This is a genomic window from Peptoniphilus sp. HMSC075B08, from assembly GCF_001815405.1.
Taxonomy (GTDB): Bacteria; Bacillota; Clostridia; order Tissierellales; family Peptoniphilaceae; genus Peptoniphilus_A; species Peptoniphilus_A harei.
Window position 1 is genome coordinate 29161 of record NZ_KV820456.1, and the last position, 14312, is coordinate 43472.

Here is a 14312-nt window from a genome sequence, read left to right on the forward strand (position 1 = left end):
CGAATCGAAACGCCCTAAGTCCCCTCCAAGAGAAGAATCAAAGCCCTAGGCTTTAGAAAGATTCCTAAAGACGAAGTCTTTAATCATCTACTTCACGATGCCCCCTGTGTGCCGAATGGGTTTTGCACCAGCTCCAAGAGCAATTATAAAAGCGTCAGCTTTTAAAAATTTTTACTAAGCTTTTTTGAAGATCTAAAAGAGGATACCAATTCTCTTTTTCCTTTCTCCTCTTTCAATGATATAATTGTCTTAGTATTTAATTGAGGTGTTTTATGTTATTTGATATAAATGAAAATTTGGGAGATTTTTTCTATGATGAGCCAATGAAGAACCACACTTCTTTTTGTGTTGGTGGTCCTGCTAAGCTTCTCATTAAACCCAATGATGAAGAGGCTCTTATAGAAATTTTAAAATCTATTAGAAAAAATAATTACAAGTATTATATTCTTGGAAACTGTACTAATATTATTGTCAAGGACAAGGGTTTTGACGGGATTATTATAAAGTTAAAAAATAAATTAAATGATGTGAAAAAAGTTTCTGACAAGGAAATTTTTGCAGGAACGGGTGCCAGCATGAAAAAAATTAGTGAGTTTGCCATGGAAAATTCTCTTACTGGTCTTGAGTTCGCTCACGGAATACCTGGTTCTCTTGGTGGTGCTATTGTTATGAATGCAGGTGCCTATGATGGCGAAATTAAAAATGTTTGTAAGAGTGTAAGACTACTCGATGAAAACCTAGAGGTTATTGAAGTTCCTGGAGATGAGATGAATTTTGCCTACAGGCATTCTCTAGTCCAAGAGAGAGACTTAATTGTACTTGGTGCAACTTTTTCTCTTGAAGATGGAAACAAGGATGAGATTAGGAAGAAGTATGAAGACTTTGACCAAAGAAGAGCTGACAAGCAACCTCTTGATATGCCTTCTGCTGGATCTACCTTCAAAAGACCTACAGGTTATTTCGCTGGAAAGCTAATTGATGATTCGGGCCTAAGGGGCTTTACTCATAAGGGAGCAGGAATTAGTCAAAAGCACTGCGGATTTGTTGTAAACAAGAATAAGGCTGCTGCCCAAGATATACTTGAAACTATAGAAATTGTACAAAAAGTCGTTCACGATAAGTTTGACGTTACTTTGGAGAGAGAAGTTAAAATTATTGGTGACTAGGAGTCTTTAAGTTGGTGATGAAATGGAAATTATAATTATTACGGGAATGAGTGGATCGGGCAAGTCCTATGCCCTAGATGTCTTTGAAGACCTTGGCTATTATGCCATGGATAATCTAGCACCAGCCCTTTTGCCAAAGTTTTGCAACATTGCCCTTGATGCAAAGAGCAAAAACTTTGAAAAGGTGGCTGCTGTTGTAGACATGAGGAGTGGGGAGCTTTTTAACGATTTTTATTCTGCTTATGAAGAGTTAAAAGGGATGAATTTAAAAATCAGGCTCTTGTTCCTCTATGCCGATATGGAAACTATTATTGCAAGGTACAAGGAGTTGAGAAGACCCCACCCAATGAACAGATCCATTGTCGATGGTTATAATTTTGAGGAAGCAACTCTTTCAAAAATCAAAGACAGCGCTGATTTTGTCATTGACACTACAGGACTTTCTACGAAAAATTTGAGAAAGCAATTAATGGCCTTTGTGTCCTATGATGAAAAGGACAACTTTGCCATTGAGGTTTCAAGTTTTGGCTTTAAGTCTGGCATCTTAAGAGATGCTGACCTTGTTTTTGATGTGAGATTTTTGCCGAATCCTTTTTATATTAAAGAACTTAAGGACTTAAATGGAAAGACTGAAGAAGTGAAGTCCTATGTAATGAAGTGGGATGTTACTAAAGAATTTATTGATAAGACTATTGACCTCTTGAAGTTTTTGATACCAAATTATATGGCAGAGCAAAAGAGAGTCCTTACAATTGGGATTGGTTGCACTGGAGGTTTTCACAGGTCTGTTGCTATAGCTGAGGAGATAGGAAGACTCCTAAAGGATGAATACAAGTCTACCTATGTAACTCACAGGGATATGGAGAAAAATTTATGGAAAAAAAGATAGTGGTCCTAGGTGGAGGTACAGGTATCTCCACTATTTTGCGTGGACTAAAAGATTATAGCGAGGATATTTCGGCTGTTGTCTCCATGTCTGATGACGGTGGAGGAAGTGGAATATTAAGGCAGGAACTAAATATTCTTCCACCAGGAGATGTGAGAAGATGTCTCATTGCTCTTTCCAACACCGACAAGACTATGAGGGACTTGTTGAATTATAGGTTTAAGTCGGGATCCTTAAAGGATCAAAATGTGGGAAATATTTTAATTGCTGCCCTGACAGATATTTTTGGGTCCTTTGACAAGGCTCTACTTGAAATGTCCAGTGTTTTTAATGTGACAGGCAAGGTAATTCCCGTGACCCTTGATGAAACTCATCTTGTAGCAGAGTTTGCGTCTAAGGATAAGGTTGTGGGAGAGTCCTATATCCCAAAAATGTGTTATAGGTTGAACACGAAAATTGAAAAAATGTCTATGATTCCCCACTATCCAAAGGCAAATGATGAAGCTGTGAAAGCGATTTTATCATCTGATGTTGTCATTATTGGGCCAGGATCTCTTTATACTTCGATTATGCCCAACTTTTTGGTAGGAGGAATCAATGAAGCCCTAAGAGATACCAAGGCCAGGGTGATTTATATTGCCAATGCCATGACTCAAAAGGGAGAGACAAAAGACTATTCTTTGAAGGACCACTTCGAGGCCATATTAAAACATTCAAACTATGAATTTATTGATGAGGTCATAGCCAATGACCTAAGGGCAACAGAAGAGATTTACCAAAATTATTACAATAAGGATGAATCAAGACCCATCTTTTCCACAGAAGAAGACAGAAAATATTTTAAAGATAAAAATGTAAGGCTAACAGAAGGGGAATTCATAGAAATCAAAGATGGCTTTATAAGACATGATGGAGATAAGATTGGGGCCAGCATTTTTGAAAGTCCTTTCTTGTAAAAAAAATTTAAAGATGATATTATTTATTTGTTATAAAGGAGGATGTAATGAGGAAATATAGAAAGACAGAACATATAGAAAATTTCCTTCGCTCAACCTATGTTGGCGACCCACTTTTTTCTGATATCTTTTTGTATAATGACTCTCTTCCAGAGATAAATTATGATGAAATTGATACAAGTGTTAATTTTTTAGATAAAAAAGTAAAGTTTCCACTTATGATTAACGCCATGACTGGTGGCTCAAATCTTTCAGAGGAAATAAATAGATCTCTTGCAAATGTTGCAGTGGAGTACGACCTTCCCATGGCAGTTGGATCACAAACCATTGCCCTAGAAGATGAAGATTCAAGAAAGTCCTTTGAAATTGTAAGAGAAATCATAAAAGATGGAATTGTCATCTCAAACTTATCTGGTTTCTCTAGCGTTGAAGATGCAAAACTAGCAGTTGACCTCTTAAAGGCAGATGCAATCCAAATCCACTTAAACCCAGCCCAAGAACTTGTTCAAGTTGAAGGCGAGAGAAACTTTTGTGGAATCTTAAATAATATAGAGAAGATTGTAAAAAAATCTGAAGTCCCTGTAATAGTAAAAGAAGTTGGCTTTGGAATGTCGCAAAAGACAGTGAAGAAACTTCACGAAGTTGGCGTTAAATATGTGGACATATCTGGCTACGGTGGCTCAAACTTTTTCGAGATTGAAAACCTAAGAGAACCTAATGCAGATATATCAGACCTTTTTTCTTGGGGAATACCAACTGCCCTAAGTTTAATTGAAGCAAAGAAGCTTAATTATGATGACATGTATTTAATAGGATCAGGTGGAATAAAAACTTCTTTGGATATAGTGAAGAGTATCTGCCTTGGAGCGGACATGACAGCTATTAGTGGCGAAATTCTTTCCTATATAGTTCGTGGTGGATACGAATACACCTTAAAATATATTGACGGTCTAATGGAAAAGACTAAGATGCTAATGATGTTAAATGGAGTAAAAAATATTTCTGAACTTCAAAAAGTTGATTACAAGGTGACAGGAAAGCTTAGAGAATTATTGGAGGACTAAATGAAATTTATAAAAAAAGAAGAATTTAAAGATTCAAAATGGTCTGCAGGTGTAACAACAGAAGTTTTTATCTATCCAGAAGATGCAAGTGTTGGTGAAAAAAACTTTGACTTTAGGATTTCAACAGCAACTTGCAATGACAAAGAATCAGTCTATACACCTTACACAGGCTTTTATAGGTACATCACACCAATTGACAATGTGATGAATATTGAAAGTGATGGGAATAAATTTACATTAGATCCCTTTGAAGTATTATTTTTTGATGGAGATGACTCAACAAAATCATCAGGAGACGTTAGAGACTTCAACTTGATTTATAAAAAGGGACAAGATGCCAAGATGTTTTCCCTAAACATAAACAATCTTGAATTTAAGGCAGACAAAAGGGCAGTAATCTTTAATTATGATTCAGACCTAAAAGTTGAGGGTAAGGACTTTGAAAAATTCTCAGCTATCTATCTTGAAGAAGAAAAAGTGCAAATAGAAGGCCAGGGAAAAATAATAATTTGCGAATTTTAAATAAAAAAAGAAACTGTGAGTAAAATCACAGTTTTTTTAATGCAAATTTTATTCAATTTCTAACTAAGAGATGGTCTCCCACTAGGGCTGTCTTAAAGGTCTTATAAAAGTCCTCATCGAGATAAATTTCGTAGACTTCATCACCCAGTTTTTCATAAATATTTTTTATATTTTCGTACTTAAGTCCAAGGCCAAGGGCAAGCAGGAGGTCATCTTCACTTGTTCCTCTTCCAGCTTTTAATTCTTCTTCTACTTTTTCTAGTTCTCTAAATTTTTTGTTGCCAAGGTCTGTCATCTTGGAGAAAGTGGTTATTAGTGATGTGTAAAAGAAAAGGGAGGCCACAATACTTGCTATGCCAAAAAATCTTTCGTTGTAAACTGTCACTATTCCCACAAAAAATAAAATTGAAAAAACTACAAAGGAGAGAAAGATCTTTAGGGTATTTTTTTCTCTTGTGAAGAGTTTTTTTGCCACCATCTCATCTTCTAAAAAGTAGATGAAGTCATTGAACTTCTTGTTGTAATTATCTGCTTCTGTCCTTCTCATTCTGTCCATTTGCCTTGTAGAAATTGATTCGCCGTCTCCAAGGGAAAAGAGTATCTCAAAAAGTTTTCTTTCTCCTTTATCCAGTCCAGAGACATTTAAGTTTTTTAAAATAAATTCTACCTTATCTTGGCCCTTTTTTGTCTTGTAGTAATTTTTTTCTATTTTAATATTTCCAGAGGCATGAGCTCTTAGGATAATAGCTATTATTGAGTTGTAGATAAAGTTTGGGCCCTTATATATGTAGGCTTTCTCATAATAATTTAAGTCTACCTTGTTGTCATAAGTCTTGGATCCCTTCTTCTTTAAGAGATAATACATCAAAAAAGCTAGCCCAAAGACCAAAATATTTATTAGCAAAAAGTATGTCGTTGAAAAATTCATTTTTAATTCCATTTAATCACCTATCTATATTATATACAAAAATATATTTTTGGGTATAATAAGAATTGGAGGGATAGAATGTACGATATTATAATAATTGGTGGAGGTCCAGCAGGTTTAACTGCAGGTCTTTATGCAGCAAGAAGTAAAAAGAAAACTTTAATCATAGAAAAGGGAATTGAAGGCGGCCAAATCGCTGAAACTACTCAAGTAGAAAACTATCCAGGCATTGATTCAATAGATGGTGTTGAACTTGGTAAAAAAATGGCAGACCAAGCTAAGAAGTTTGGCGCAGAAATTGTCATGGACCAAGTTGAAGACATGGATCTTGATGGAGAAGTAAAAAAAATCAAGGGCTATGTAGATTCTTATGAAGCTAAGTCTGTTATTATTGCAACAGGAGCATCTCCAAGGGAAATTGGTGCACCTGGAGAAAAGGAATACAAGGGCCGTGGTGTAAGCTATTGTTCAACTTGTGACGCAGCTTTCTATGAAGATGAAGTTGTTTATGTAGTTGGTGGCGGTGACTCTGCTGTTCAAGAAGCACTTTTCATCACAAACTTTGCAAAGAAAGTTTACATTATTCACAGAAGAGATGAGCTTAGAGCTTCAAAGGTTCTTCAAGAACAAGCCTTTAACAACGACAAGATTGATTTTATCTGGAATACAACTGTTAAGGAAATCAAGGGCGATAAGATTGTAAATGAAATGATCTTACACGACACAAAGACAGGAGAAGATAGGTCAATCAAGTCCGATGATCCTTTTGGAATTTTTGTCTTCATTGGTTATATCCCAAGCACAGAAATGTTTGAAGGCAAGGTTGAACTTACAGATGACAGGTATATCAAGACCGACGAAGAAATGAGGACTAATGTGCCAGGAGTTTTTGCAGCTGGAGACATTAGGAAGAAGACAGTTCGTCAAGTTGTAAACGCAGCAGGCGATGGTGCAGTTGCAGCCATGAATGCCCAAAAATATGTTGACGAATTAGAAGGAAATCTTTACGAAGGTTTCAAAGAAAATAAATAAATTAAAAATATTTAAGCAAGAAAAAAGCATTGGTTGAGAAGATTCAATCAATGCTTTTATTTTTATGAAGTTTTATTTTTCACCAAGCCAGTCTGATTTCATGGTGTAGGCAACCATTAAGATGACCCCAATAATCCAGGAGATGGGATAAAGTCTATAGACATTTTCTATTGTGTTATAGTGTGGAATTACAAATTTTGCTGCCACAATCCTAAAGATACAAAGTGACAAGATAAGAATTATCATAGGCGGAATTGTTTTTCCAGTTCCCCTCACTGTGCCGGCAAGTGAATGCATAATTGCAAGCAAGAAGTAGAAGGGACAGAAGAACCTGCTGGCAAGAACACCGGCCTCGATAACCCTTACATCATTTGTAAAGAGACCAATTAATTTTGGTGCAAAATTATAAAGAAGAGTCCCACTTATGATTGTATAAAAAACTGTCATGGCAAGAGTGGTCCACATACCCTTTTTAATTCTTTCAATTTGACCTGCACCGTAGTTTTGCCCAACAAAGGTTGTGATTGCCATGCTAAGACTTAAGACAGGTAAGATGTTAAAACCATCAATCTTTACAAAGGCACCAAAACCTGCCATTGGCAAGGCGCCAAAGACGTTGACAGAGGATTGCATTATTACATTGGAAAGAGAAATAACTGTGTTTTGAATTGCAGTTGGAACCCCAACCTTTAAAATATTTAAGGCCATGTCCTTATGTATTCTTATTCTAGAAAGATGAACCTTGTAAATATCTGGAACCCTAATTAAGAACAAGAGGGCAAGAAGGGCTGAAAGGGCCTGGCTAATATTAGTAGCAATAGCAGCTCCCTTAACTCCCATTCCAAATCTTTTAATAAGTAAAAAGTCTAAGACCACATTTGTAAAAGAAGCAATCCCAAGATAGAGAAGAGACCTCTTAGAATTTCCCACAGCATTTAAGATTCCTGCCTCCATGTTGTAAATAATATTAAAGACAAGTCCAAAGGAAAAAAACCTAAGATAAGCAATTGACTCTCCCATAACCTCAGCTGGTGTATCCATTTTTTTTAGGAGCCAGGGTGCAAAGATATAGCCCATTATGGAAATTAAAAGTCCAAAGGCAACTGCAAGAGCAAGAGATGTGTGCACGGCAAGTCTCATATTCTTTTGATTTGACCCACCCATGGATTGCGAAACTAGAACTCCGCAACCTACGGCAATCCCCTGGCTAAAAGAAATTAAGAGATTAATAAGATGGGTACTTGACCCAACAGCTGCCAAGGCGTTACTCCCCACATAATTTCCAACAATCATGGAGTCGATTGTGTTGTAGGTTTGTTGGAGAAGATTTCCAAGAATTAGGGGAAGGGAAAATAAAAGAATAGTCTTCCAAATAGATCCCGAAGTCATTAAATTTTTTTCGACATTTGATATAGATTTAGCTTTCAATTTAAATCATCCTAAATTTTGATACAAATACTTAATTAACAATAAATAATATTGTACTTTAAATAGGAAAAAATTACAAAAAAGTGTTTAAATGTACTTATGATTTAGTTTTTAAATTTCATAAAGAAAGCTTTTAATATGATAAAATAATCTTAAGGAACTTTATTTTTTTGTTCGATAAAATTTAAGAACATAATTTAAAATCTTTGTGGTCATTTTCATTTGTCAAAGATGACTATAAATATGTAGTAATACTTGAAAGTGAACTAATTTTTAGTGGAGATGGTTAAATGAAGAAAATATTAATTGTGCTAAGTTTTTGCTGTTTGTTTCTGTTTGGTTGTAGTAATGCTAATTCGTTTTTTAATAAACCAACTCTAAGTGAAGAGGATATTGAATACATTAAAAATGAATATAGCAATTTCACGGTGGAATATAATGTTAAAGAAAATAAAATTTCTTTGTATTCAGCTAATCAAGAAACCACAAACTTATTAAATTACTATCTCAACAATGGACTTGCAGGTGCTTTAAAATTTAATCCTGATTTCTATGCTACCCCTTATTTTTTTGGATATTCTGTTTTTTATAAATCTAGTCCTAAAGCGTTAACAAAGACAAAAGAGTTAGCTTACAAAGGATTAAACGACCCCGAAGCTAGACGTAGCTTCATAGCTAAAATGGTGAGGTATTATCATTATAATCTTAACGAAGATTATCAAGCTAGAGTCGATTTGGTTAAACAACTAGGAATTAGTGAAGATGATGCTATAACTCTTCTTGAATATTTTGCTACTGGTAAAAGTCCATACATAGGCTATTTTGATAGTTTTGTAAAATCTTTGCTTACTGTATCACAAAGATTTACAGATAAATATAATAAAGACCTTACGATTGAAGCTATCTTAGAAGGAACTAAAGTTGCTGAAGTTTCTGGAAATTATGTTACATACAATAAGTTAGACGAATATAGAGATCAATATAATTTTGACTTTAACGAAGTTTTTGATTTTGCATACAATAGAAACATTCCATTTAAAGATGATGAGTTTGAATTAGATAATATAGACTTCAATAAAAAGGAAGAAGATTCACAATTTATGGAAGCTTATAAAAATAATCTAATTTATGGTGACAATTCAAATAAAAAAGAATTGGGTGAAGCTCTTTATGAAAGATATGCTGATGCTGATAAAGATGAAGAATACCTAGATAATCCTAATTCTGCTAAACCAGATGAATTTGAAGCTAATGATGGTGAACCTATGGAATATGTACCTAGTGAAGAAGAACTTGAAGAGATGGAAAGAATAGATGAATATAACTCTAGTCAAGAATCACCTTATGTAAAGGGACAAGAACTTATAGTTACTGGTGAAAAGGCAAACATTAGAAAAGAGCCTTACTTAGAAGGTAAAGTAGTTGGTTACTGGATAAAAGATGATGTAGTAACCGTTTACGACTATATATTTTATGAAGAAAGGTGGTGGATAAAGACTGATCCGAATAAAGAGTGGTGGGTAAGTGAAAGGGATTTGAAATCGTTAGATTGAATTATGTCTTAACACATATAAGACACAGTGAACTCAATAAAAATTTGTAAAAAAATCCCCAGGCTTGTGTCTGGGGATTTTTTATCTCAACTTGTAATTTAATTATTTATATAGATTAAAAGTTTTCAAATAGTTAATTTTCTTCCTTTAATTCATCTTTTTCAAAGTCCCAATCGCCACTTGGGTCTGCATATCTAATAAAGATAGATGCAATTGCTAAGATTGCAAGTATTCCTTGGTACCACAAGAAGGGGATTATTTCCATTGGCGAAACTGCGCCGGCACCAAGTTCTTTTGTAAGTCCTGCTGCTATTAGGATTTGTGCACCGTAAGGGATTATCCCCTGCATAACACAAGAGAAGGTATCCAAAAGTGCAGCTGATCTTCTTGGGTCAATTTTAAAATCATTTGAGATTTCCTTTGCAACTGGTCCGTCAATTATTATTGCAACTGTGTTGTTGGCTGTTGCAGCATCTGTTAAGGCTGTGAGAAGGGCGATGGAAACTTCTGCGGATTTTTGTCCTCTTGCAAAGCTCCTTATCTTTTGGACTAGCCACTCTATTCCTCCATTTTTGGAAACCATATAGGAAAGTCCACCAGTTAGCATGGATAATAAAAATATTTCAAACATACCAGAGAAGCCTGTGAAAATATTTTGGGCAAAGGTCATTAGGTCAAGGGCACCTGTTGCTATCCCAATTACTCCTGATAAAATTATCCCACTTGTTAAAACTAAAAATACATTCATGCCTGCTATAGCGGATATGAGAACAAATAAGTAAGGGATGATTAGGATCGGATTATAAGGACGGTCTTCTAATGTAGGAAGGGCTTCTGGTTTTCCAACTACCAATAAAATTACAAAGGTAATAATAGCTGCAGGAAGGGCCATCCTTATGTTTGCCTTAAACTTGTCCTTCATATCTACATTTTGAGTTCTTGTTGCAGCAATTGTTGTGTCAGAAATAACTGATAGGTTGTCTCCAAACATTGCTCCTCCAACAAGAGAACCCAAGACTAGGGCTAGTGGAAGGTTTCCCTTTTGAGCAAGCCCAACTGCAATTGGGCCAACTGTAGAGATTGTACCTACAGAAGTTCCTGTTGATATAGAAATGAAACAGCCAATTAAGAAGATTCCACCTGTTATAAATTGAAGGGGAATAACTGATAGGGCAAAGTTAACAACTGAGTCGACTCCTCCTGATTCCTTAGAGACTGTTGCAAAAGCGCCAGCCAATATGTAGATGAGGCACATTATAATAATATTTTCGTCGCCGCAACCTCTTACGAAGTCGTTAAACTTGTCGTCGACACTTCCCTCAAACATAATGAAGGCAAGTATAATTGCTGGCAAGATACATACTGGGGCTGGCACTTGGTAAAATGCCATTTCAACGCCTAGGTGGTTTAAGACGATTCCCGTAGCCATGTAAACTAGTACAAAGACAAGAAAGGGAAGGAGAGCTGCCAAACTTGGCCCAGGTTTATTATTTTGATTTTCCATTTTTCCTCCTAATATTTTATGTAAAATACATAATAATTATAAATAAAGCAAGGATATTATATTATTAAAAAAAATTTTTGTGAAGTCTTTTGTCCTATTTTTAAGCATTTTTAAGATTTCTGGCCTCTCATTAACTTTTTTAAATTGACTTTATCATATATAATGAAAAATACTGTAAAATTTGACAGCATATTTAAATTAAAAAAATTTAATTTAGAGAGGGGACAATATTATTGAAGAAAAATAAAAACTTTAAAGTCATAGGAGCCCTAGTCCTTACCCTAATTGGATTTTTATTTGGACAAGAGCAACTTCAGGACTTTGACGTAAACTACAATGGACCATACTTAAATAAACTAGAAAGATTTTTATCAATATTTGATAACCCCTACGAGGTCAATGAATCAAGCATCTACTATGAGATAGATAAAAATCCGCCTAATTTCACTGAAGAGGATTTAAAGATGGGTCCAGACTTCGCTCACTATTCAAACCTAGATCACTTAAATAGGGTTGGGCCTGCTGATGCACTCTTAAGTCGTGAGTCAATGCCTAAAGAACCAAGGGGCGATATATCGAAAGTATATCCTTCCGGTTGGCATCAAAAGTTTTATGACTTTGTTGACGGTGGTGCAGTCTATAACAGGTGCCACCTCATTGCCTATCAGATGACTGGGGAGAATGACAATTGGAACAATCTAATGACGGGGACAAGGTCCTTTAACACTAGAGGTATGCTTCCTTTTGAAAATGCTGTTGCTTCTTACATAAAGGATACTGGCAAGAAGGTAAGGTATAGAGTGACTCCAGTTTTTGTAGATGACGAACTTGTGGCAAGGGGAGTTATTATGGAAGCCTATAGCATTGAAGATGGCGGCAAGAAAATTAACTTCAGGGTCTTTGCAAAAAATATTGAAGAAGGCGTAGACATAGATTACAAGACTGGAAGGACTAGGATCGCTAAAAAGAAGTGATGACTTAGAGATTTTAGGAAAGTTATAAATTTTTGTTAGTTAATAAAAAAATATGAAGTCATAGTTTTTTGTTAACTAGATAATGATTATGAAGTCATAAATTTTTGCGAAGTAGATGAAAAATATAAATTCATTATTATATAGAAAGAAATATTCTTATAGGAGAGAGTCGGCTAAAGAGGTCGACTTTTTTATTGTTAAGAATTTGAAAATACTTAAAAGAAAATACAAATCTTGTTGACACTAAGATAGCTTATGTTATAATTCCATAGGACAAAAAGGAGAATGAAAATGAGACTTAGAAAAAAACATTTTGCAATACCTGAAATGGCTGAAAATCCTTATGTATTTTTTAATGGACAAGAGAATAAGGGGAAGTGGAAAGAGGTCTTTGGCAACGACAATCCAATATATTTAGAAATTGGTGCTGGCAAGGGAACTTTTACCATCGAGTCAGCTAAATTAAATAAAAATATAAATTATATAATGGTAGATATTGAAACTAATGCACTTATTTATGCAACAAGAAAAATATTAGACGAAGAGCTTACCAATGTTAGGGCAATGCCAATAAATGCTGAAAACATCTTAGACTACTTTGATGAAGATGAACTAGACAGGATCTATATAAACTTCTGTAACCCTTGGCCAAAGTTAAGACATAAGAAGAGAAGGTTGACTTACCCAAGATTTTTAGAAAAATACAAGCTAATATTAAAACCAAAATCACAAATTTATTTTAAGACAGATGATTTAGAATTATTTGAAGAAAGCTTAGATTACTTTAAAGATCAAGGCTTCTCTACACTTGTAAAAGAATTTGACATGAAGCTTGAAGAATATCCACAAAACATTGTGACAGAATACGAAAGCAAGTTTAGAGGACTGGGAGAAAAAATAAAGTTTGGAGTCTTTGAACATTACGTTAACTAAAATTTAAAATAAATTGACAATGAAACTCCTGAAATATATAATGAATTTCAGGAGTTGAAGATATGGACATAAATAAATTAAAAGAAAAAATAAAAAATGGTTACGTAATAACAAGAGAAGAAGCAATAGAAGTTTATAATAGCGACTACGATGAACTAACAAAGGCTGCAGATGAACTTAGAGAATATTTCTGTGGCAATGACTTTGATGTTTGTACTATTATAAATGCCAAAAGTGGTAAGTGTTCAGAAAACTGTAAATTTTGTGCCCAATCAGGTCACTATCATACAAATGTAAAAGAATACGATCTTCTAGATGAAGACGTAATAGTAAAGGATGCCCTAGATAAATACAATAGGGGAATTCCAAGATACTCAATGGTAGCAAGTGGAAAGGGACTCACACCAAGAGACATAGATAAGATTTGTAGCATTACGAGAAAGATATATGAACAAGCACCGGGAATAAAGGTGTGTATTTCAGGAGGAATAATATCAGAAGAATCCTTTGAAAAATTAAAGGCGGCTGGTATAACAAGAATCCACAACAATCTTGAAACATCAAGAAACTTCTTCCCAGAAATTTGCACGACACATACTTACGATCAAAAGATAGAAACAATAAAGGCAGCTCAAGAAGCAGGAATGGAAATTTGCTCAGGAGGACTCATAGGATTAGGAGAAGACTTCAAAGATAGAATTGACATGGCACTACAGTTAAGGGACCTAGATGTACACTCAGTACCTATTAATCTATTAAATCCTATTAAGAACACTCCCTTAGAAAATAATGAACCACTGCCAATGGAAGAAGTAAATAGGACTTGTGCGACCTTTAGATTTATTATGCCTAAGGCCCTAATAAGATTAGCTGGTGGAAGATCACTAATGGAAGAATTTGGTGAATCAGCATTTAAGTCTGGTGCCAATGCAGCTATATCGGGAGTACTTCTTACAACAAAGGGCATAAGTATAGAAGATGATATGAAGAGAATTAAGGATTTAGACTATCAAGTAAAGGCAGTGTAAATTAATTTTAAAAAGTTTTTATAAACTGCTTGACAAAGGAAAATATAAATAGTAATATAAAACAGCTGTAAGAAATGCAGCTGTTATTTTTTAGAAAAAAAGATTTAAAAAAATAAAAAAAACAGTTGACAGATGATTTTCTAGGTGCTAATATATAGAAGTTGTCACTTAAGACAGCAAAAAATATTACCGAGTTTCAAGTAAAAACAATTTAAATAAATTGTAAAAAATACTTGACAAAGAAAAAACACGGTAGTATAATAAACAAGCTACTTCAAAAAAGTAGCGCATGAAACATGATAATTAAATAGTGTGAAGATAGATAAACAATTCGTGAT

13 protein-coding genes are annotated in these 14312 nt (G+C 34.6%); 10 read left to right on the forward strand and 3 right to left on the reverse strand.

All coding sequences use genetic code 11. The features are described from left to right. Window positions 1–272 precede the first annotated feature (272 nt). From murB to HMPREF3023_RS06340, 5 genes are read left to right on the forward strand one after another with little or no spacing between them, the layout of a single operon-like run. On the forward strand, window positions 273–1166 hold the full coding sequence (gene murB, locus HMPREF3023_RS06320; protein ID WP_070701829.1) for a UDP-N-acetylmuramate dehydrogenase: 894 nt from the start codon (window positions 273–275) through the stop codon (window positions 1164–1166). Window positions 1167–1188: 22 nt separating this feature from the next. After that, a complete protein-coding gene (gene rapZ / locus HMPREF3023_RS06325) occupies window positions 1189–2055 on the forward strand; it encodes an RNase adapter RapZ (protein WP_070701831.1) in 867 nt (288 codons plus the stop codon). Then, complete coding sequence (gene yvcK / locus HMPREF3023_RS06330; protein WP_070701833.1) at window positions 2040–3008, forward strand: gluconeogenesis factor YvcK family protein; 969 nt, start codon at window positions 2040–2042, stop codon at window positions 3006–3008. The genes rapZ and yvcK overlap by 16 nt, the downstream gene beginning before the upstream one ends. A gap of 47 nt (window positions 3009–3055) precedes the next feature. Then, entirely contained in the window at window positions 3056–4072 is a 1017-nt protein-coding gene (fni, locus tag HMPREF3023_RS06335; RefSeq protein ID WP_070701835.1) for a type 2 isopentenyl-diphosphate Delta-isomerase, read from the forward strand. After that, window positions 4073–4594, forward strand: a complete 522-nt coding sequence (locus HMPREF3023_RS06340) for a HutD family protein (protein ID WP_070701837.1) — start codon at window positions 4073–4075, stop codon at window positions 4592–4594. It abuts the gene before it with no gap. Window positions 4595–4646: 52 nt separating this feature from the next. Here HMPREF3023_RS06340 and HMPREF3023_RS06345 read toward each other — a convergent pair whose 3' ends face one another. Then, entirely contained in the window at window positions 4647–5534 is an 888-nt protein-coding gene (locus HMPREF3023_RS06345) for a DUF2207 family protein (RefSeq protein WP_070701839.1), read from the reverse strand. Window positions 5535–5600: 66 nt separating this feature from the next. Here HMPREF3023_RS06345 and trxB point away from each other — a divergent pair, with 66 nt between their 5' ends. Next, window positions 5601–6554, forward strand: a complete 954-nt coding sequence (gene trxB, locus HMPREF3023_RS06350; RefSeq protein ID WP_070701841.1) for a thioredoxin-disulfide reductase — start codon at window positions 5601–5603, stop codon at window positions 6552–6554. A 72-nt stretch (window positions 6555–6626) separates the two neighbouring features. Here trxB and HMPREF3023_RS06355 read toward each other — a convergent pair whose 3' ends face one another. Then, the gene (locus HMPREF3023_RS06355; protein WP_070701843.1) at window positions 6627–7982 is read right to left on the reverse strand and encodes an MATE family efflux transporter; all 1356 of its coding nucleotides are present in this window, start codon (window positions 7980–7982) and stop codon (window positions 6627–6629) included. Between the two features lie 290 nt (window positions 7983–8272). On the opposite strand from HMPREF3023_RS06355, the gene HMPREF3023_RS06360 reads away from it, so the two are divergent. Beyond that, window positions 8273–9535: a hypothetical protein gene (locus HMPREF3023_RS06360; protein ID WP_070701845.1), complete on the forward strand. Its 1263-nt coding sequence runs from the start codon at window positions 8273–8275 to the stop codon at window positions 9533–9535. 133 nt (window positions 9536–9668) lie between these two features. Here HMPREF3023_RS06360 and HMPREF3023_RS06365 read toward each other — a convergent pair whose 3' ends face one another. Then, entirely contained in the window at window positions 9669–11039 is a 1371-nt protein-coding gene (locus HMPREF3023_RS06365; protein WP_070701847.1) for a Na+/H+ antiporter NhaC family protein, read from the reverse strand. A gap of 233 nt (window positions 11040–11272) precedes the next feature. On the opposite strand from HMPREF3023_RS06365, the gene HMPREF3023_RS06370 reads away from it, so the two are divergent. The 3 genes from HMPREF3023_RS06370 to bioB all read left to right on the forward strand — a co-directional run bounded on the left by HMPREF3023_RS06370 (window position 11273) and on the right by bioB (window position 13974). Continuing rightward, window positions 11273–12013 carry a DNA/RNA non-specific endonuclease gene (locus HMPREF3023_RS06370; RefSeq protein WP_070701849.1) on the forward strand — a complete coding sequence of 247 codons (741 nt, stop codon included), beginning with the start codon at window positions 11273–11275 and terminating at the stop codon, window positions 12011–12013. 291 nt (window positions 12014–12304) lie between these two features. Then, window positions 12305–12946, forward strand: a complete 642-nt coding sequence (trmB, locus tag HMPREF3023_RS06375) for a tRNA (guanosine(46)-N7)-methyltransferase TrmB (RefSeq protein ID WP_070701851.1) — start codon at window positions 12305–12307, stop codon at window positions 12944–12946. 62 nt (window positions 12947–13008) lie between these two features. Continuing rightward, complete coding sequence (bioB, locus tag HMPREF3023_RS06380; protein ID WP_070701853.1) at window positions 13009–13974, forward strand: biotin synthase BioB; 966 nt, start codon at window positions 13009–13011, stop codon at window positions 13972–13974. The last annotated feature ends 338 nt before the right edge of the window (window positions 13975–14312 follow it).

Bases quoted from the DNA above. Each gene is read 5' to 3' on its own strand.
- murB (WP_070701829.1), top strand. From the start codon at position 273: ATGTTATTTGATATAAATGAAAATTTGGGAGATTTTTTCTATGATGAG.
- rapZ (WP_070701831.1), top strand. From the start codon at position 1,189: ATGGAAATTATAATTATTACGGGAATGAGTGGATCGGGCAAGTCCTAT.
- yvcK (WP_070701833.1), top strand. From the start codon at position 2,040: ATGGAAAAAAAGATAGTGGTCCTAGGTGGAGGTACAGGTATCTCCACT.
- fni (WP_070701835.1), top strand. From the start codon at position 3,056: ATGAGGAAATATAGAAAGACAGAACATATAGAAAATTTCCTTCGCTCA.
- HMPREF3023_RS06340 (WP_070701837.1), top strand. From the start codon at position 4,073: ATGAAATTTATAAAAAAAGAAGAATTTAAAGATTCAAAATGGTCTGCA.
- HMPREF3023_RS06345 (WP_070701839.1), bottom strand. From the start codon at position 5,534: ATGGAATTAAAAATGAATTTTTCAACGACATACTTTTTGCTAATAAAT.
- trxB (WP_070701841.1), top strand. From the start codon at position 5,601: ATGTACGATATTATAATAATTGGTGGAGGTCCAGCAGGTTTAACTGCA.
- HMPREF3023_RS06360 (WP_070701845.1), top strand. From the start codon at position 8,273: ATGAAGAAAATATTAATTGTGCTAAGTTTTTGCTGTTTGTTTCTGTTT.
- HMPREF3023_RS06365 (WP_070701847.1), bottom strand. From the start codon at position 11,039: ATGGAAAATCAAAATAATAAACCTGGGCCAAGTTTGGCAGCTCTCCTT.
- trmB (WP_070701851.1), top strand. From the start codon at position 12,305: ATGAGACTTAGAAAAAAACATTTTGCAATACCTGAAATGGCTGAAAAT.
- bioB (WP_070701853.1), top strand. From the start codon at position 13,009: ATGGACATAAATAAATTAAAAGAAAAAATAAAAAATGGTTACGTAATA.